Source organism: Photobacterium profundum (assembly GCF_003026285.1).
Classification (GTDB): Bacteria; Pseudomonadota; Gammaproteobacteria; order Enterobacterales; family Vibrionaceae; genus Photobacterium; species Photobacterium profundum.
Genome location: NZ_PYOD01000001.1, coordinates 315,040 through 335,852 on the forward strand (window position 1 = coordinate 315,040; position 20,813 = coordinate 335,852).

The 20,813-nt window shown below is 41.1% G+C and carries 17 protein-coding genes; 6 read left to right on the plus strand and 11 right to left on the minus strand.

Annotated elements, in window-relative coordinates:
* Positions 1-9 precede the first annotated feature (9 nt).
* Genes C9J48_RS01280 through C9J48_RS01295 form a run of 4 tightly spaced genes read right to left on the minus strand, consistent with a single transcriptional unit; the run spans position 10 to position 3,206 of the window.
* Positions 10-462, minus strand: a complete 453-nt coding sequence (locus C9J48_RS01280; RefSeq protein ID WP_006231507.1) for an ATP-binding protein — start codon at positions 460-462, stop codon at positions 10-12.
* A 40-nt stretch (positions 463-502) separates the two neighbouring features.
* Positions 503-1,651, minus strand: a complete 1,149-nt coding sequence (locus tag C9J48_RS01285) for a nucleotidyltransferase family protein (protein ID WP_006231506.1) — start codon at positions 1,649-1,651, stop codon at positions 503-505.
* An 11-nt stretch (positions 1,652-1,662) separates the two neighbouring features.
* Positions 1,663-1,995, minus strand: coding sequence for an STAS domain-containing protein (locus tag C9J48_RS01290; protein WP_006231505.1), 333 nt, complete (start codon positions 1,993-1,995; stop codon positions 1,663-1,665).
* Complete coding sequence (locus tag C9J48_RS01295) at positions 1,947-3,206, minus strand: PP2C family protein-serine/threonine phosphatase (RefSeq protein WP_006231504.1); 1,260 nt, start codon at positions 3,204-3,206, stop codon at positions 1,947-1,949. The genes C9J48_RS01290 and C9J48_RS01295 overlap by 49 nt, the downstream gene beginning before the upstream one ends.
* Positions 3,207-3,443: 237 nt before the next feature.
* Here C9J48_RS01295 and C9J48_RS01300 point away from each other — a divergent pair, with 237 nt between their 5' ends.
* Together C9J48_RS01300 and C9J48_RS01305 are read left to right on the plus strand one after the other, a co-directional pair.
* Positions 3,444-4,436, plus strand: a complete 993-nt coding sequence (locus C9J48_RS01300; RefSeq protein ID WP_036803349.1) for a hypothetical protein — start codon at positions 3,444-3,446, stop codon at positions 4,434-4,436.
* 347 nt (positions 4,437-4,783) lie between these two features.
* Complete coding sequence (locus C9J48_RS01305; RefSeq protein WP_006231502.1) at positions 4,784-9,505, plus strand: beta strand repeat-containing protein; 4,722 nt, start codon at positions 4,784-4,786, stop codon at positions 9,503-9,505.
* Positions 9,506-9,586: 81 nt separating this feature from the next.
* On the opposite strand, the gene C9J48_RS01310 is transcribed toward C9J48_RS01305, so the two are convergent.
* From C9J48_RS01310 to C9J48_RS01325, 4 genes are all read right to left on the minus strand, one after another.
* Positions 9,587-9,829 (minus strand): hypothetical protein, encoded by a 243-nt coding sequence (locus C9J48_RS01310; protein WP_006231501.1) that lies wholly within the window; start codon positions 9,827-9,829, stop codon positions 9,587-9,589.
* Positions 9,830-9,951: 122 nt separating this feature from the next.
* Positions 9,952-11,250, minus strand: a complete 1,299-nt coding sequence (locus C9J48_RS01315; protein ID WP_006231500.1) for an HlyD family type I secretion periplasmic adaptor subunit — start codon at positions 11,248-11,250, stop codon at positions 9,952-9,954.
* The gene (locus C9J48_RS01320; protein ID WP_006231499.1) at positions 11,243-13,066 is read right to left on the minus strand and encodes a type I secretion system permease/ATPase; all 1,824 of its coding nucleotides are present in this window, start codon (positions 13,064-13,066) and stop codon (positions 11,243-11,245) included. The genes C9J48_RS01315 and C9J48_RS01320 overlap by 8 nt, the downstream gene beginning before the upstream one ends.
* Positions 13,067-13,127: 61 nt before the next feature.
* The gene (locus C9J48_RS01325) at positions 13,128-13,796 is read right to left on the minus strand and encodes a hypothetical protein (protein ID WP_131541644.1); all 669 of its coding nucleotides are present in this window, start codon (positions 13,794-13,796) and stop codon (positions 13,128-13,130) included.
* Between the two features lie 358 nt (positions 13,797-14,154).
* Here C9J48_RS01325 and C9J48_RS01330 point away from each other — a divergent pair, with 358 nt between their 5' ends.
* Positions 14,155-15,522 (plus strand): DUF3131 domain-containing protein, encoded by a 1,368-nt coding sequence (locus tag C9J48_RS01330; RefSeq protein WP_165481776.1) that lies wholly within the window; start codon positions 14,155-14,157, stop codon positions 15,520-15,522.
* Positions 15,523-15,645: 123 nt separating this feature from the next.
* Complete coding sequence (locus C9J48_RS01335; protein WP_006231496.1) at positions 15,646-16,443, plus strand: glycoside hydrolase family 16 protein; 798 nt, start codon at positions 15,646-15,648, stop codon at positions 16,441-16,443.
* 48 nt (positions 16,444-16,491) lie between these two features.
* Here the strand turns inward: C9J48_RS01335 and C9J48_RS01340 are convergent, their stop codons facing one another.
* Positions 16,492-17,376 carry a LysR substrate-binding domain-containing protein gene (locus C9J48_RS01340; RefSeq protein ID WP_107281023.1) on the minus strand — a complete coding sequence of 295 codons (885 nt, stop codon included), beginning with the start codon at positions 17,374-17,376 and terminating at the stop codon, positions 16,492-16,494.
* Positions 17,377-17,558: 182 nt separating this feature from the next.
* Here C9J48_RS01340 and C9J48_RS01345 point away from each other — a divergent pair, with 182 nt between their 5' ends.
* Together C9J48_RS01345 and C9J48_RS01350 are read left to right on the plus strand one after the other, a co-directional pair.
* On the plus strand, positions 17,559-17,864 hold the full coding sequence (locus tag C9J48_RS01345) for a putative quinol monooxygenase (RefSeq protein ID WP_006231494.1): 306 nt from the start codon (positions 17,559-17,561) through the stop codon (positions 17,862-17,864).
* Positions 17,864-18,859: a Gfo/Idh/MocA family protein gene (locus C9J48_RS01350; RefSeq protein WP_006231493.1), complete on the plus strand. Its 996-nt coding sequence runs from the start codon at positions 17,864-17,866 to the stop codon at positions 18,857-18,859. Before C9J48_RS01345 ends, C9J48_RS01350 begins: the two co-directional genes overlap by 1 nt.
* 71 nt (positions 18,860-18,930) lie before the next feature.
* Here C9J48_RS01350 and C9J48_RS01355 read toward each other — a convergent pair whose 3' ends face one another.
* On the minus strand, positions 18,931-19,209 hold the full coding sequence (locus C9J48_RS01355; protein WP_006231492.1) for a hypothetical protein: 279 nt from the start codon (positions 19,207-19,209) through the stop codon (positions 18,931-18,933).
* A gap of 357 nt (positions 19,210-19,566) precedes the next feature.
* Positions 19,567-20,784 carry a NupC/NupG family nucleoside CNT transporter gene (locus C9J48_RS01360; RefSeq protein WP_036803348.1) on the minus strand — a complete coding sequence of 406 codons (1,218 nt, stop codon included), beginning with the start codon at positions 20,782-20,784 and terminating at the stop codon, positions 19,567-19,569.
* Positions 20,785-20,813 lie beyond the last annotated feature (29 nt).

The following is a 20,813-nucleotide window of genomic DNA, read 5'->3' on the forward strand; positions in this document are numbered from 1 at the left end:
TTTAAAATATTATCTATTCGTATTTTTATATAACTTGAATGTATTCTTATCACCTAAATTTATATACTCAAGGCTATCAGTTAACTGCACGACAATAATAAAACCACGTCCTGATGTTGCCCATGTTTCAGGGTCATCAGGATCAGGCTCTATAAATTCATTATTAATTGCTTTTGTAAACTCATCCTTAGACATTGATTGCCCATAATCAGATATCTCCGTCACTAACTCATTCTTGTCATTAAGATAAGAAGTAAGCTCTATAGGACAACCATCTTCAGAATGATAAGCGTGCTCGTACGCATTATTGACCATTTCTACTAAGCATAATTCGATTTGGTCTATAACATCAGGGCCTAAACCAATACCAGCCCAATACGCCTTAACATCATTTGCAATATTTCTAGATACTTCAAGGGAACTCTTATATTGCTGCTTGAATTCGTTTTTAACCGTTTTCATCAGGCAGTTCCTTACAAATAAATGAATATAAATTCTAGTTTTATGGTGTCAAAGCAGGAATATTTGTTCTGTTCACAACAACAGATTGCGTTACGCGCCTATCTTTAAGTATATGAATTGCATCCATTTCCATTAAAGATTGAGTAAAACCATCATGACTAATAAAGTAATCGCCAAAAACAGTTTTATTATCAATATATGCAGAGCCAGATATATGAATATAGTCGCACACTAAGCTCTGACTGATCACCGCTTCAGATTCAATCTTGCAGTTTGAACCGATTAAGGCTGGACCGACAATGGTCGCACCATTTTGAATTTCACAGCCACTACTAATAATGACAGGAGGGGTAATGTTGCATTTATCGAAATCAAATACCGTATTTATGCCTACCCACACTCCAGGTTTAATTTGGGTGCCAGGAATAGGATAACCAGGTACTTTACCGTGCAATATTTCGCTGGTAACACCCCAAATATCACTAATATTGCCGACATCTAACCACTGAAACGTCATTTTAGTCGCATAGAAACTGATATTTTTCTCAACCAATAAGGGGAATAATTGGCTACCAATATCGAACTCTTCTTCCTTTGGAATAAAATCAAAGATCGCGGGCTCAAAAATATAAATACCACTGTTAATCTGCGTCGACAACGCTTCTTCCGCACTTGGCTTTTCTTGAAAAGAAGTGATTCGACCATAATCATCAGTAACAACTACGCCATATTTGCTGACCTCGCTTAATTCGACCTCTTTTGAAATAATCGTCGCAATACCACCTAACTCTTTATGGCGTCTGATTGCTTCCGTTAAATCCAGATCTATCCAAGCATCACCACATACAACAACAAATGTTTCATCAAAAAAACCGGAAAAGTCTTGAATTTTTCTCATACCACCAGCAGAACCTAACGCTTTACTGATAAATTTTCCGTCTTTCATTTCCCCTTCGTAAGAATAGGAAAGCTGAACATTAAAATGGTGCCCATCACTAAAGTAATTTTCTATCACTTCAGCCAGATGGCTGGTATTTACAACGATCTTATCAATCCCATGCGAGGCAAAGAGTTGGATCATAGATTCCATCACAGGCTTTCCAAGGATTGGAATCATTGGTTTAGGTATCGTGTGTGTTATTGGCTTTACTCGCGTTCCTTTGCCCGCAGCCAGAATCATCCCTTTCATAAAGCTATTCCTTATACAGTAGTCTCAACAGCGTCTTCAACGGTTTCATAACTCGAAATCAATTTGTCCATTCGAGTCAACTTCAAGAGCTCTTTTACTGCTCGCTGCGGATTAACAACACTAATTTTTTTGCCCTTTAACCTTTTATATACGCCCATAACAGCACCAAGACCGCTGCTATCCATAAAACGAACATTCGTCAAGTCCAGCACAAGATGTGAATCAATGCAGCCTGCTAAAGATTCGATTTCTTGACGAAAACTCGGTGCCAATTTAGCATCAAATCTATCTTCATTTATTTGAAGAACTGTGCATTGACCCTTGTTGATAACTTCGTATTGCATGTTTGATCCCCTTCTGAATAACCTGTCCACTCTATTACCAGTACGCTGACATCATCATCAAATTGCTCTGACTTTTGCCAATCTCTGACTCGATTAACCAATAAATCTGTTTGAACGGCAGTGGAGTGATGATTTAAATCGATAACAGCCTGTCTCAACCCTTCTTCTGAAAATTGTCTCTTTCCATTCTCTGCTTCTGTAAGCCCATCTGAATATATCCAAACTTTATCACCCGGTTCTAATTGAATTTGTGCTGTCTGGTATTCAACAAAATCAAATGCGCCGACAACAAAACTTTCTTGACCAATAAATTCAGCATCATTCGTTACGGCATGTAGCCAAACCAAAGGTGGGTGCCCTGCACTCGAAAACGATAAAATTCCCGTTTTCACATTTAGGACAGAATAAACCATGGTGAAATACAATAGATTTTCATCATCGCTTAAATAAACATCATTGAGTTGCTTAAGTACATCTTTTGGTGAAGTGATTGCATAATACGGTGGCTCTGAGATCTGCGTTTTTACGATTGAGCCTTTATCCGAATTTGTTGAAATACTTTGTTGAACAGAAAATGACATCAAGGCAGACGACACACCATGCCCTGCAACATCAAGCAAATAAAACGCCACATGTTCTTCATCAAGCTGCATATAGCCCAACATATCACCACCAATCTGAGCACTGGGTATAGATACATAACTGAGCTCGACACCTGTCAGCTTCTTTTGGGATGGTAACAAACGACGAACAAGCTCACCGGCAGACTCTAGATCTTTCTTAATGGTCGCATAAGCTCCATCAAGCTCACTATTTTTTTCTGTGATTTGATTGTGTAGCGCTAATGTTCTAAACCCTGCTCGAATACGTGCATCAAGTTCATCGACATGGGTATCTTTTACAACAAAATCATCAGCCCCTGCATTAATACCATTGATTATCGAAGCTTGATCATCTTTTCCTGATAGCAAAACGAAGAATATATATCTCGAGTAATCACCTGATTTTAAACGTGCGCACAATTCTATGCCGTCCATCTCAGGCATCATCCAATCACTGAGTACAAACTGTATATGAGCATTGACTTTCAACACTTCCAAAGCTTGCAAACCATCACTTGCTGTAATGACATTGAAACCACGCTTTGTCAGCATTTTTTCCATAAACATAAGCATTGTTCGATTGTCATCAACCAATAAAATGTCTCTCATAAATGTCGTACCTTCTTTTCATTCTTACTCTGCATGAAAAACGACTGCATTAGCTAAGATTAAATTCAACTTATCAGAAACATATGGCATATATAACAGAGTCTAGTAATCTTTATGACGTTAGCCAAAAAATTAGACAAAAAAATCACTTGATGATTAAGTTAGGTGTAACTTATTAATTACTTGTAAGTTCATATCACTCTATTGTCTGTAAATTTAGCCACTATAAGCAAGCTTATGCACAAAGGATTATATCTCTATTTATTTTGTTTACTATGCTCATCTGATGTGATGTCGAGTGAATATATGGCTGAAACGGCTAAACAAGCCCCCAAACCGATATCACCCAACCTCACAAAAGCCATTAGCTTAGATGAAGAGCCTGAGCCCGCTGAATCTGACTTAATTTGGAAAGGTGTATCCAGTTCTTTTGATTTACCGTTTGAGGAATGGGATACCGATGGTGAAGATCGTTCATGGTTACACGGTTTAAGCGGTAACATTGCGCTTGGTTATCCTATGCTTCAAACATCCGCAGCTAACCTACCCGCCAATGCCACGACTGGGCCAACTAACAATAACGCAACCGCAACGTTATCGCTAAAATACACAATTCTAGGTAACTGGTTTATCTCTAGCACACTGTATTACTATATAGACGGTGATCAACAACAAGCATGGAACCCTGATTTTACGTATGTTTTTGGCTACAGTGATTGGCGTCCTTATACCTTCAGTTTGATGTACGCCAACTACGGTGGTAATCGCTTTAAAGCAACAGAAGAGCAACCCGTCACGCACTTTGATCAAGGAACATGGTCTTTGGGTTGGAAGTTCCCTATCACTAAACCCTTTATCGATTGGCTGTCTTTTACAGATGAAGGGGCGATAGGCTGTCAAACAGATTTTAACTTCACGCCTGAATACTTCGATCTTGCATCAACAACCTACAAAAAAGGTCATAAGACGCTGAGCTTAGGGTGTAAATATGCAATATTTGGAAATTGGTATGTAAATGCGACTGCATTTTATTATTTTGATAGCAGCCAAAAGCAGCCTTGGAATCCTGATTTTACCTATGGATTTGGGTATTTCGATTGGCACCCCGGAACAATTACCATTCAATATAACAACTACTCAGGTAACCGCTGGCATCCATCAGACCGAGGAAAAGATACAGGGCGATTTATAGATGGTGCTTTTACCATAGCCTACTCTTTTACCTTCTGATTTCGCATTTTAAAAATACCCTACAGTCTTCTTTTTTCAATTTATCCTCTCAAAATGAAAGTAAGCATAGAATTGCATACACACTCAGTGGCAATACCCAGAAAAAACACTACCCTTCATTGAGTGCCTTTAATATGCAGCACATACAATAGCGCAAACAAAAAACATTAATAAACAAAAACTTAATCACTAAGTACTTTGTTTTAGTGATGTTTAATTTGATGATTATTTGGTTTTAAAAAAAACGTTAATTTTTGGCATTATTAATGCCTAAATTTACACACATGATTATCACATATCGACTGCCATCACATAGACGGCGTATTAACCAATATCGAGAGGTTCAAATGGAAGGAACAAAGTTCAACGATAAAGTCGAAGGGACAGCTCAAGACGATAACATCAACGTACGTTCTGGTAGTGATGAAGTAGATGCAAAAGCAGGCGATGATTTTGTTGCAGGTGGTGAAGGTAGTGACCTTTTATCTGGAGGTGATGGTGCTGATACCATTTTTGGCGATGTCGAATATGGCACTGAGCCCCCCGCAGAACCAGCTACGAATGACAATTGGGGGAATGCACAAACCGTATATGAATACACAGCTTCCCCTGATGAAGAACAAGTTTCTCATAGTGTTCGCCTAGGTAATTATGTCGTTGATCAATCTGGTTCAATAACAACCAAATTTTCCGTTAATACTGCATTCACGACAATCATCGTCGAGTTAACAGATCAAGACGGTAATGTTATAAAAACAGTACCTGCAACGGTTGATGAAAATGGTGATGTTATTGTTGATATAACTTTCACTGCTACCGAAGTTGGTACTGAACAACTAATTGCATTCACGCTGGTTGATCCCGACGGCAATGCAATTACTGATATTGAATCAGTAGAATTCATCGCTAACAATATATACGACGACACCATTTCTGGTGGTTCGGGTAACGATAGTCTATTTGGGCAACAAGGTTCAGATACGATTTACGGTGGTACAGGCAATGACTTCATCGACGGCGATATCAACGACGATACCCTTTATGGAGATGAAGGCGATGATGTGCTCGTGGGTGGTAATGGCGACGACACACTTTATGGCGGTTCAGACAACGATACACTTTTAGGCAGTGATGGTAACGATACATTATTCGGCGAAGATGGGGATGACACACTTTTAGGTGAATTGGGTGACGATATTATCGACGGTGGCGCTGGTAACGATATCTTACTGGGTGATGATGGTAATGACACGCTAATCGGGGGCACAGGTAACGACAGTTTATTCGGAGGCTTAGGCACTGACACCCTATCTGGCGGCGAAGGAAATGATGAAATTCACGGTGATACTGGTGACGATATCATTACGGGTGGTGCTGGCGATGACTTTGTTTTAGGCGGCGATGGCGCTGATGTTATTGAAGGTGGAGCAGGTAATGACTTGCTACTCGGCGGAGATGGTAGCGATAACCTGTCGGGTGATGAAGGGAATGATCAATTATTCGGGGAAGTTGGCGACGATATCATTACGGGTGGTGCTGGCGACGACATGGTCTACGGTGGACTCGGCAACGACCAACTAGTCGGTGGCGCTGATAATGATCAACTATTCGGTGGTGAAGGTAATGACGTATTAGATGGCGGAGAAGGCTCCGATATACTTCACGCTAACGAAGGGCACGACATCATTAACGCAGGTGCAGGTGATGATTTCATCTACGCAGGTACAGGTGATGACATCATTGATGGCGGTACAGGTAACGATACCATTTATGGTGAAACTGGCAATAATACTGTAACCGCAGGTGATGGCGACGATACGGTTTATACCGACACAGGCAACGATACTATCAATACGGGCTCAGGACACGATACCATTTTTGCTGGTGCTGGCGATAACATCATTAATACAGGTATTGATAACGACACAATTTACAGTGCCGAAGGTAATGACACCATTGATGCTGGTGACGGTGATGATGTTGTTTATGCAGGTGACGGAAATAATACAATCACATCAGGCCTGGGTGATGATGAGGTATTCACCGGTAGTGGAAATGATTCCATTCACTCTGGTACAGGTAACGATGAAGTATTCGCCGGAGCAGGTACAGATACAATCTATGCAGGTGAAGGGGCCGATACTGTTTATGCTGGCGCGGGTGACGATACTCTTTATGGAGAGCAAGGAAATAACGCACTTTATGGCGAAGATGGTGACGATACCATTACCGCTGGTACTAACAGCAGCTCACTCTTTGGTGGACAAGGCGACGATACACTAACGGGTTCTATTGAAAGCGATGCCCTTTATGGTGGCAGCGATAACGATACCCTATTTGCAGGACAAGGTGATGACTTACTCGAAGGTAATAGCGGTGATGACAACCTGCAAGGCGCTGAAGGGGAAGATACCTTACTTGGCGGCTCTGGTAACGATAGTTTAGACGGCGGTGATGGTAATGATATCTTAGTCGGAGGTGTAGGTAACGATACCTTGCTCGGTGGAGAAGGTAATGACCTTTTAGCCGGAGGCGACGGTAATGACAGCCTTGACGGCGGTTTAGGTGTAAGCCAGCTTTATGGCGATGCCGGTAACGATACCCTTGTGAGTGCCGACGAAAGCGACATTCTTGGCGGCGGTTCAGGCAACGATACGATTACGTCGAACGCAGGTAATGACACCATTTATGCCGGTAGCGGTGATGACATCATCAATGCGGGTGATGGCGACGATACGATTTATGGCGAAGCGGGTAGCAATCAAATCACAGCAGGATCAGGTGCTGATAACATTTATGGTGGTATTAACAGCGATACCATTGATGCAGGCGACGGCAACGACCAAATCTTTGCCGGTGATGGTGATGACACCATTAACGCAGGGCTTGGCGATGATCACATTGATGCTGGCTCAGGTGACGATTTACTTAAAGGTGGTGACGGTGACGATGCATTATTTGGTGGTGCCGGTGCAGATACATTAATCGGTGGTGATGGGTATGACTTCCTCGCAGGTGGTGATGGTAACGATACGATTACAGATGATGGTCAAGATACGGTTCTTGGTGAAGGGGGGGATGATACGCTAACCGCAGCAGCAACAGGTAGTCATCAGATATTTGGCGGTACGGGTGATGATACATTGATCGGTAGCGACCAAAACGATACGTTATACGGCGGTGCAGACCAAGATACGATTCAAGGTGGCGCGGGTGATGATTCCCTCTATGCGGGTGAAGGTAACGATACAATTACCGCTGGTGACGGTAACGATACGGTTTATGGCGAAGCCGGTAATAACACCATCGACCTTGGTGAAGGTGACAATATCCTCTATGGCGGTAGCGGTAATGACACGGCTATTGCTGGTTCAGGAGCTGACCATCTGAGCGGTGCCGAAGGCAATGATAATCTTTCAGGCGGAGCAGGCATAGATACTATTGAAGGAGGAGCTGGCAGTGACACTCTTTCTGGTGGACTAGGCGACGATATTCTACTTGGTGGTGATGGCAACGACGTTTTACTGGGTGGCGATGGCGAAGACAAACTCTTTGCCGGGGACGGGGACGATCAACTTTTTGGCGGTACCGGAAACGATGAGCTACATGCAAATAGCGGCAATAATACTCTTGAAGGTGGTGACGACGATGACACGCTTTACGGCGCTGCTGGCGATGACATTTTGCGGGGCGATGCAGGCGATGACCGTTTAGAAGGCTTTGACGGTAATGACACCCTCGAAGGTGGTGATGGCGATGATACCCTAACCGCTGGTTCTGGAAATGACACCTTAAGTGGTGGTGAGGGTGACGATATACTCAGTGCCGATTCTGGTAACAATATATTAGATGGCGACGCTGGTAATGATACCTTAACAACAGGCGCTGGAAACGACAGCCTAAGTGGTGGGTTAGGTAACGATACGCTTAGTGCCAGTTCTGGCGACAACACGTTAGACGGTGGCGAAGGTAACGATAAACTCACATCGGGTTCCGGTTCAGACTTACTATCTGGTGGTCAAGGTGCAGATACACTGAGTGCGGGTTCCGGTAATGATACACTTTCAGGTGGCGCTGACAACGACAAGTTATACGGCGGCAGTGGTAACGATGTGCTCACTGGCGACGACGGTGATGACAAGCTTTATGGGCAAAATAACGACGATCAGCTAGATGGTGGGAGTGGTAATGATATCCTCTCTGGTGGCTCAGGAAACGATACCTTAAAAGGTGATATTGGTAACGATACGCTTAAAGGTGATTCAGGTACTGACACATTGTGGGCAGGCGAAGGAAATGACACCTTAAAAGGTGGTTCAGGTGATGATGTTCTTTATGGTGAAACAGGGAACGACTCTCTATCTGGAGATACTGGAGCAGATACCTTATACGGCGGTTCTGGGAGTGACACATTAACCGGTGGTAGTGGCGCAGATACATTATCTGGTGGGGATGATAACGACACATTAGCTGGCGGTGATAACGACGATAATCTTGATGGAGGCATCGGTAACGATACTCTTTATGGTGATTCAGGTAATGACTTACTCTTTGGCCAAAGTGGCGATGATGTACTAGATGGTGGTGCTGGTATTGACCAATTATTTGCGGGTAGCGGTAACGATACATTAATCTTCGATAAGAACGACACCAACATTAATGGTGGCGATGGGTTCGACCTATTATCGGTTGGTAGCGACAACAACGGGCAGGTTATTGACATGACACAACCTGCACTTCAACAAATTGAAGGGGTTGTCGTCAATGCAAATGATGCTCAACTGAAAGTTACTTTAGATAAAGTACTGTTAAACGAAACCGACAGTGCAACCAACGGACAATTCGTATGCTCAGGAGCAGATTCACTGCAACTAGAAGGATTTGGTTGGGAGCTATCAGATAACAACGCTGACTTATCCAGTGAGCTGCGCGAGGCCTACGAAGCCAGCAATATTGATGCAGATGGATTGTTTGGCTACACGTTCAGTAATGGTGACGGTAATGAGGTTACGATCTGGAGTGATAGCGACGCCGACAAGATTAACTTTAATGGCTCGGAAATAAGCTAACTCATTAGTCTCTTATACACAAAAGCCACTTCATCTTCGAGTGGCTTTTTGTTTTCTCAAAATGCTCGTTAAAGTGAGTTTTTAAACCGTAGCATTCATCACTTTATTTCGACACTCGGGACAAAAATAAGAGCTCTTATGGATATTCGCATGACACGAAGGACATTCAATATGCTTACGATCTTTACTTAAATACATCAATATAGCCCCAATAGGACCAAGAACATAACCTAATAACACACCCGCGATTAGATTACCTTTGCGATATCCAATACACACAGATACAACAAAAAAGAACACATAAAAGCTTAACCAAAAAACCATGAGAAACTCTCCTATCCCTTTATGAGCTAACCTATATTACCCAAACTAAATAACCACTTGTAATAGCCAATAGTGAGCCTCTATAAAAAGGCATGACTTAAGCTAATATCAATTCCCTTAAATCATGACTCTCTAAATGCTCGATAATAAGAGCTAAATAACGGTGCCGTTAAATAGTCCCATAATGTTTTATCTTCCAATAGTATAAAGACTTCAGTAGGCATACCCGGGTACAGTTCAATATTACCTAATATCTTAATTTCATCTGAGTCTAGCTTCACTTTGACAACATAACCTGTAGGGCTATTGTCCGTTCGAGGTTGAAGCCTGTCTGCTGCAACATAAATGACCTCCCCTTGAACAGGTGGCGTACGACGAATATTGTAAGCACTCAATCGCACTTTTGCTGTCAAGCCTTGACGGACCACATCAATGTCTTCCGGTTTAACTACAGCTTCAACAATCAACGCATCACTATCTGGCACTATTTCCATAATGACATCACCCGCATTAACCACACCACCTACACTGTGCACGTTTAGTCCAACCACAGTACCTGTGTGTTCACTACGAATTTTGACTCTTTCACGTACATCTCTTGCTGACTTAAGCGCTTGCTTAACATCACGCAGTTCTTTTTCTGATTGCTCAAGTTGAGCTGTAAGCCCCTGCTTAAATTCAATAATTTCAGATTTATGGCCTTGTTTTAAAGACAATAACTGTTGTGTTAATACTTCACTTTCGCCTTCTAGTTCTGCTTTTTGAGCGTCAATACCCGCATGATAACGCTTAATTTCAAGTACGCGTGTTTTTGAAACAAAGCCTTTTTTAAGTAAACTCATCGTCATCTGTATTTCTTCGTTAGCCAAATCTAACTGACGTTGAATCGCACTAAGCTGAAAACCTGTACCTCTGATTTGTTCTTGTAATAACACTTTTCGTTGTTGGTATTGACCTTCTCGAAGCTCTTCATGAAGCACCGATTGTTGATATTGCAGCTGTTGGCTATTAATAATATTGGCCAACTGCCCTTCTTCCACTTCATCAAAAAAAAGATTGCTCCATACAAGATCTTTTCGGTTACTCAATTCAGTCGATAAACGATCGTGCTGTGCTTGCAGAGAAACAGCGCGTAATATTAAGCGACGAAAATCAGATTCAGCTCGACTGTTTGCAAGCTCAACCAATACGTCACCCACTTTCACTTTTTGACCTTCCGACACATATATTGCTTTTACCCAACCACCCTCAAGGTGCTGCACCTTCTTACGCTGTGACTCTACAACTAACGTACCAGAAGCAACCGATGCAGAACTAAGCTTTGCGGTTGTTGCCCATAAAATAAAGCCACCTACAGCGAGAATAATGAAAATACATCCAACCCAGATTAATCGATTCGTATCAAATTCTGATTTATCCACGGTTATCTCCCATTACTTCTGCTTGTTTTGCTACTGTCTTTTTTAATGATGATTGATCAGAGCTTAATATTCGAGGAGTAGATTGATTTGAATTAGTCGTTTTAGGATTATTATTAGCGGCGGTTTGTAACGGCTCTTTTTCTACTTCAGACATTGCGCCTAAGAACTTATCGCATGTGCCCGCTTTTTCAATCTTGCCGTCTTTTAATACAATAACCCAATCCATTTGACGTAAAAAACCAGGGCGATGGCTAATCATCACCACTGTAATTGCATTTTCTTTGCAGTATTGAAGGACAATCGCTAATGCGACCTCCCCTTCAGGATCTAAATTTGAATTCGGCTCATCTAAAATAAGTAAGCTTGGATTTGAGAAAATAGCACGCGCCAAACCGATACGTTGCTTCTGACCACCCGATAGCTGCAGCCCCCCTTCTCCTAGGTAAGTGTCATACCCGTTCGGTAAAGAAATGATCAATTCATGGATACAAGCTAGGCGTGCAGCGTGAATAATTTTCTCTGCTGGAGCCTGACTAAATCGACAAATATTCTCAGCTACCGTACCCGTTAGTAACCCCACCTCTTGAGGTAAAAAACCGATATGGCGACCAAATTGCTCTTCAGGCCATAGCTCAATTGCAGCGCCATCGATCTTGATTGACCCCATCGACGGTCGATGAATCCCCATAATCATTGATGCTAATGTTGATTTACCTGAACCACTATTGCCCATAATAGCCAACGCATTACCCGCCCCCAATTTAAAGCTAATATTCTGTAATACGGGTTCTTTTTGACTATCAAACCGCAGACCAACATTCTTTAGCAGTAGCTCACCTTTTGGCTCTGGTAGTGCTGTTTTCATTTCACTCGACACTTCGCCTTCATAATGACTTAAGCGTTTATAAGCTAAATACGCGCTATACCATGATTTCCAACCCGCAACAGCTTGCTCAAAAGGTGATAATACTCTTGCCATAATAATGGAACTAGCAATGATAGCCCCCGTACCAAGCTGCTGTTCTAACGCTAACATTACACCAACCGTTAAAATAACCACTTGTAATAGCGTTCTAAAATAACGACTAATGGCGAGTAATTGCCCTGTTCTTGAATTGACTAACCACTGCAGTTTTAACAGCTCTCTATTACGCTGATTCCAAATTAAACCAATACTATCCGCCATACCCATTGCTCTTAATGTTGGGGCATTTCGTAGGTAATCGTTCAACTCCATACTGGTTTTCATACCTAAGCTTTTAGAATGCTCACTCGGCTTTCTTGCCGCATACATCATTAAGATAGCCAGAATAGAAAAAATAATACTGCCAACTAATGCTATTGCGCCAATATAGGGATGAAGCATAAATAAGATGATTAAAAAAATGGGGATCCAAGGGATATCAAAAATAGCGGAGGTAGAAGGTGATACTAAAAAATTACGTAATTCAGCAAGATCTTGCAAGCCTTGCTTGCTCACACGATTCTGCTTAGACGATTGACGAATACTGTCTGCTAATAAAGAGGGGCTCAGTGATACATCAAGTTTTAAACCCGATTTTTGAAGCAGCTGCGTACGAAGATGTTCAATAATAGCTTGTGCTGTTAGCAATACGACAGCGATGGTCAGTAAAGCAAACAGTGTATCTAAACTTGAACTGCTCAATACGCGATCAAATAGTTGCAAGCTGTACAGCGGCAGCGTTAAAACAAGGAAGTTAATGGCTAGGCTAAATAGCCCAACAAAAGCCATATCTTTCTTACTCGCTGTAAAAGCCAGCTTCAATTGATCTATTAGCAAAATCCCTTGCTCCATATTCCATCAGTGTAGTATGAAGTATAGGCACAAATGCCGAAATTTGAGACAATAAAGTAAACTAAATCAGTTGAAATTGCTCACTAATTTCATGGCCAGCCGCTTGTTCTCTGTGGCTCTCTTTTATCACCCAATTTAGAGGGTGACGTACCCATGGTTGAGGGTCATCTTTGGGAAATAAATTAGAGCATCGTAAGCCTATAACGTCCCAACCTAACGATTTACACGTATCGATACAGCGCTGAGCATGCCACGCCTGTGCAACTATCATCACTTTTCGTTTTGGTGTAAGGGATAAAGCTGCTACTGCAACATCTGTGGTTGTCTGATATTCCGTAGCCTTGATGTGGTATATATCACGGTTATTTAATACCATACCGTCAGCGATTTCTTGTTGTAATAACAAGGGTAATAACGGCTTATCCTTTCGACAACTTAATGCGATTTGTTGTAGATGTTGATTTACCGTTGGTGCGTCACCAAACGAAAATGCAAGCACTACATCCGCTTCATCCAACATTCCGAAGGGCTTTAGAAATAGCTTAGTTTCATCTAGATATGCTTTTAGTCGTAATGCCGATGAGCGAGGCAGTAAATAGGAGCGAGAAGTAAACACTTGATTTGACAATGGTAAATCAGCACGCTTGAAATGTAACGAATCAGCACCTATCTGCAGCTTTAAGGGATGTGATTGAGTAAAAACAATCTTATTGGGTCTGGTCACTTTCAACAAATCTCACTCATTCTCAATAGTTAATCGAACCATCCCTAGCACAATAAATGGACACTTATTTTTATATTAATTTAATAATAACGAATCACACTCAGTTCAAACAATCCCAAAGACAACATTCCAACACTTTCTTTATGCAGTCTCAATTACGAAACACTATTCTCATGATAAGAAATGTACGAAGAGCATAAATTCACATATTTACTCATAACCTTACTAACATCACGACATTAATCTTGAATAATCAGATATTTACCATATATTAATTATATCAAAGGATTGAGACTTCATTATGCTAAGCCATAAAACACAACTAACAATATGCCGAATTTATGTTACAAGCTTATTGTTTGTTATGAGTTTTTTCGCCTATAGCAATGAGGAGAGCAAAGAACCAGAACAACCCAGCTTCTATGGTGGGCGAAGTGTATCTCAACAAAGTAACCAACAACTACCAGAAAAAATCACATTCCAAAGGCGTGCTATTGCTCCTGCTATCCCTATCGATGACAACACTCAATTAAATATTCGCAGTAATCTTCTTCAAGATAAAGTAAACGCGTCAACAGTAAAGACTAAAATAGTATTGTCTCTCGACAATATATCGAGGCAAGAATGGCTACTTGCTAAAAAAGCAAGTTACTATTTCGAACGAAATGAAAACAAAAAAACAGGGTTAACTGATTCTGTCCAAGGCTACCACCATACGACGATGTGGGATATCGCCAGCGACATCGGTGCAACCCTTGCACTAGAAGCACTCGAATTGATCACCACTGTGCAAGCAGATGCTAAACTGAACCGTATTTTAACCACCTTATCAACAATACCGCTTTATAATGATCAATTACCGAACCGTGAATACAGCACCGAAACGGGACTTCCATCGGGTAAAAATAATAATAGAAATGGCAACGGATGGTCTGCACTTGATATTGGTCGGCTACTTATCTGGCTGGAAATTACCATTCAACAAAAACCACATTTTCATAAACAGGTAAATATAATAACCGAACGTTGGTTACTCACTCGCGCTGTGCACAAAAAAACGCTTTATGGTACGCGGTATCAAAAGAATGATGAGCTTTACCGTCAGGAAGGGCGATTAGGCTATTTACAATACGCAGCACAAGGTTATCAACTAGCAGGATTAGATGTGGCCAGCAGTTTTAATCGCGATCATACTAAAATCATAAATATTAATGATATCCCACTATATATAGATACTCGTAATGTCCCTTTTTTCACCACTGATCCATATGTATTACAAGCCATTGAACTCGGTGAGAATGCAGCCTGGTGGAATCAACTTGAACCTATTTACCAATTACATAAGCAACAATATAATCAATCAAAAAAATTATGGATGTTCTCTGAAGATGCGATAAGTAAAAGCCCATGGTTTTCTTATAACAATATCTATTTCTACGGCAAAAGCTGGTTAAGCACCTCACCGGGGGGGAAACCCATCGAAAACCCACAAGTATTTAGCAACAAAATAGCATTTGGTCTGAGTGTTATTTTTGAAGATGCGTTTAGTGATGTTTTAAGACAAGCTGTTATTCAGAACAGTCGAAGTTCTCGTGTTATTCCTACAGGTATTTATAAAAATAACGCACCAAATGCATCGTACAACATCAATACAAATTCTCTGATTTTAGTGTCACTTTGGTACAAATCGCGTGGCAATAAGGCTATTTTAACCCCCACTACAACTAACTAGTCTTCATTCTCAGATAAATACCATTTAATGCACTTTTGTCTTATGTTTGGCACACAGTTCAACCTTCATCGTTTAATCTCACTGCTACACTTTTGTACTTCACTCATTAAAAAGTATGACTCTATGACCTCATCTTCTTCATTTCGCACAATGCCTTTATTTATAGCTCTTTTAGTTGCTACACCGTCATTTTCAGCAACTAGCTTTGATGATCCGCTAACGAATATGAATGATCAGTTATGGTGGCTAGCTGATGGCTGGAGTAATGGTTTTCCTTTTATTAATCGCTGGGAATCTGAAGCTATTTCTTTTTCAACAAACGGAATGGCAATTACACTTTCTAATACGCCAGATTCAACAGATCCGCAAAATCTTACTTTTCAATCAGGGGAATTACGTAGCAATGATTTTTATAGCTACGGATGCTTTGAAGCAGAAATTAAGCCCGCTGCTGCAGATGGCGTGATTACGTCCTTTTTCTTATTTGCAGGGCCGTACGATAGAACGGAGACAAGCAATGGTAAACATAACGAAATCGATATTGAATTTTTAGGTAATAATACCGACCTGCTACAAATTAATTATTGGACAAACGATGATAATTACACCAGTGATCATGCAAGAATCATCTTCTTAGATTTTGATGCTTCTGAAGATTTTCACCGTTATGGGATTAAATGGACTAAACATGCTATTCAATGGTTTATTGATGGAAAACTTGTATTCAAAGTTAAAAATACATCATCAGATCCCATACCAAAGAGTACAGATAGCCCACTGCGCATAATGGCGAATATATGGGCAACAGACAGTGAAATATCGGGATGGGCTGGCGAGTTTGATCAGAACAGTGTGCCTATCACAGCTGAATATCGCAATATTCGTTACATTAAAGGCGGCAGGTGTAACCTTAAAGGCTAAACAGATAGCCTTTATAGTTGGACTGTTCTTTCATAGCCACGGCTTGTCTTACTTCGTACGGTGTATTGCCGCTAATAAAAAATCAACAAAGGCGCGTGTTTTTAACGGCAATGCTTTGTGCTTATATAAAAGATGTACAGGCATTGGTTTTGGTGTATCGCTACTTAGAATTTCAACTAATTGCCCACTACTGAGTTCATCATTTAGCAGTAAACGGGGTTGAAGTAAGATACCCGCACCTTTTAAAGCTGCCACCTTCAATGCTTGCCCGCTGTTAGATATAAGCCGTGTATGCTGCTTATCAAACGCTAACGTGTCTAGTCGCAAGGCAAGGTTGGCGTTAACGTCTCCGTAGCTAAATCCTAAACACTGGTGCCTTAACAACTCATCGAGTGATGTTGGGGTTCCACATTCCGATAGATAGTTTGCTGATGCGCAAAATACCATTTCATACCGTGCTATTTCACGGGCAATTAATGATGAGTTCGCCAGTTCACCAATACGGATCACAAGATCAAAAGGATCATGTAATGGGTCAATCAAACTATTGTCTAATGTAAAATCGATATTAATCTCAGGATAGTCTTGTAAAAAATCAGCAACGATTGGTGCCAAAACAATATTGCCAAACGTAACAGGCGAATTAATACGTACCGTGCCTTTTGGCTTGTTTTCCAACGTTTGTAAACTGTTCTCGGCCTCTGCTATATCATCTAATATTCGCTTACATTCCAAGTAGTAAATCTGCCCAGCTTCCGTTAAAGATTGCTTGCGCGTCGTTCGGTTTAATAGCTTAGTACCAAGGTGTACTTCCAGAAACTTGATGTGTTTACCTATCATGGTTGGGGTAACAGAGCAGTCAGCAGTAGCCCCTGAAAAACTGCCGTGTTGAACAACAGAAACAAATGCTTGCATACTTTTTAACCGATCCACATTAACAACCTATAGTTTATAAATAACAAACCAAATGATGGTTTATCAACTACGGAGAGTCAATTAAATTAACCCTCTTACTTTTTATATCACTGTTTTTTGTGCAGTGTTTTTCGCACTGCTACATTTTTCACAATGATACTTTTTTCATATTGCTACTTTTGATAGATTTGGAAAACATTATGTTTAAGCAAGGCTTGTTCATTACTGCAGAACTACGCATTAAACCCGAGAGCGACCTCAATGTTGCTATCGCGGCTATTCAAGATTTTTGTGACGGTATGAACAGCGAAGAAGGATGCTCAATGGCAATTCCTCTTCAAGATCAGAAAGACCCCCGTCGATTTATCTTTTGGGAGCGCTATGACAACCAAGAAGCTTTTGATACACACTTTCATGCAGAGCACACCCAACGTTTTATTCAGGCAGGGCTAACCGATCTCGTCCAAGCATTTGAAACCCAACTACTTACCGCGGACATAAAATAATGGAAAATACACTTAATTGGGGCATTCTAGGCACCAGCTTTATTTCTGGTGTAATGGCAGATGCAATTGTAGAAGAAGGCAATACAACGCTGTACTCTGTTGCTGGACGTTCGCAAGCACCTTTAGCTTCCTTTGCAGAAAAGTATGGCATTACGCATATATACAACGATTACGATGCCCTGATTAACGATGATAATGTTGATATTATTTATATCGCCCTGCCCAACCACCTGCATCATGACTTTATAATTAAAGCGGCCAATGCGGGTAAAGCGATCCTTTGTGAGAAATCACTCTCTGTTGATATGGCTAAAACCGACGAAGCATTAGCAGCAGTCGCAAAAAATAATGTTTTCTTTGCTGAAGGTTTAATGTACCTCACGCACCCACTTGCAAAAAAAATCAGTGACGTGATTAATAATGATGTCATTGGCGATATTCGCTCAATCAACGGTCAATATTGTGCCTCTATCGCCCAGTTCGTTAACCCTGAAAGCAAAGGTGCACTGTATAACTTAGGTTGCTACCCTGCATCGCTTGCCCATTTGATCATGCAGCAAGCGTTTGGCGATATTATTTTTGATAACTATACGGTTACTGCATCAGGGCGACGTGGTGAAGATGGGAACATTTGTGAATCGGCGGCAACTATTCAATTTTCAAACGGAACACTTTGTCAGCTTCATACCGCTGAAGATTATGGCTTACATGCTGAATTTACAGTACTGGGCAGTAAAGGCAGTTTACAGCTAATCTCTAACCCTTGGTTGCCAGAAGCAGAGGGTAATCAACTGGTGATCACCACTTACGAGCAACAAGGTGAAATAATTACCGTACCCGCACAAGGTAACGGGTTCTTGTATCAAGTAAGGTTGATTCGTGCAGCCTTAGAAAAGAAACAATCATCGCTTCAACGACCAGCAGCAACACCGAAAGATTCACGCCAGATAATGAAACTACTTACAGATTGGGAAAACGCAACCAAGACCCAATAAACATCCAGTCAACCCCCCAATTAAAAACAAGAGTACTGCATTAACATACGTTGGTGCAGTATAGTGCTTACCTAATGCAATTTGATTCTAACCACTCGCATAGTTTCAATCTCGAAACCTGCAACGATATCGTAATCAACGTAATAGGTCATATTAACAAGCTTCCCTTTCAGGTTTTTGTATCTCTTTTTTCGCTTAAATTTGAACGGCGCATCGCAACCTTCAATCATCAACGTATGTAAAAACCAATTTTCATTATCTTCTCGATGAGTATGAGATGTTACTTTCATTCCATCGGTATGAATCAAATCTTGATGCTTACCTAATAATTTATCAACAGGTGATTTCATAATACGTATCTACTATTTAATGAATCGGCTTAAATGATAACAACTTAAAATATATTCTTTGTTCATAAACATGAGAAAAAGCATCAACAAAGCACTATTCGTTCATGTTGTATACTCTATATTATCATATTTGAGACACGGAGAAGAGCCGCTGTGACTAGTATTATGTTGTCCTTAGGTCTTGCACAAAGAAAGTATTAAGCCCGCATTCAGTGCGGGCTTTCTTATTGCCGGAATAATACCCCAGCCTCTTCCATTGTATTCATCAGATACACAAACAGAGGGCCTAAGCCCTCTGTTCTTTCTATCGTATATCGTTATTGCAATATCTATCTAGACACGTACTTAAGCATCGCATTAAAACGATAAGAAGATACCCGCAACGGTTGCACTCATTAAGTTTGATAATGTAGCAGCAAAAATAGCTTTAATGCCTAAACGAGCAATATCAGGACGACGGCTTGGTACAACGCCACCTAGCCCACCCATTAGCATTGCAATCGAGGTTAAATTAGCAAAGCCACACAGTGCAAAAGTAACAATCGCTTGTGAATGAGCACTTAGCTGATCTTTAACTTCCATTAAGTCTGCAAAGGCAACAAATTCATTCACCGCAATTTTCTTACCAATCAAACTTGCAGCAACCATTGCTTCAGACCAAGGCACACCAATCAACCAAGCAACAGGGGCGAATAAGTAACCAAAGATAAGTTCTAGGCTAAAGTTATCAATGCCAACCCAGTTGCCAATGTGGCCTAAACCACCGTTGATTAATGCGATTAAACTAATAATTGCCAGTAAACTTGCACCTACCGCCGCAGCAATTTGCAAACCACTCAGGGCACCACGTGAAGCGGCATCGATGATATTAACAGGCTCATCATCTTCTTCATCTGCCATTTGTGACTCTTCAGTAACAACTTCAGTTTGTGGCACTAAAATTTTTGCCATCATCAAACCAGCAGGGGCAGACATGAAGCTTGCAGCAATCAAATAGCTAATATCAACACCTAAGCCAGCGTAGCCAACCATTGTGCCACCTGCAACAGAGGCTAAACCACCTACCATCACTGCAAATAATTCAGAGCGGCTCATTTTCAATAAATAAGGACGAACAACAAGAGGGGCTTCAACAGAACCTACAAAAATATTAGCAGTAGCAGACATTGACTCAGTGCGGCTTGTGCCAAGGAAACGCTGAAGTAACCCACCTAAACCACTTATAACCCATCCCATTACACCTAAGTAATAAAGTACAGAGATAAGCGCAGAAAAGAACACAATAGTTGGCAGTACGTTAACAGCGAAGATAAAGCCCAATTTAAACTGTGCTAGTTCACCAAATAGAAACTCAGTACCCACTCGACCGTAGCCAATAATACCCGATACCGCATCAGACACGCTGTTTAATACTTCACGGCCAACCGGTACATATAAGATGAAGCCTGCAAAAATAAGCTGGATGGAAAAAGCACCACCGACAGTCCGCAAGTTAATTGCTCGGCGATTTTCTGAAAATAATACGGCAACCGCAAATAGCGTAATGATACCTAATACACTGACCAAGTAATTCACGGTCATTCTCCACTGTTATTGTTTTAGTA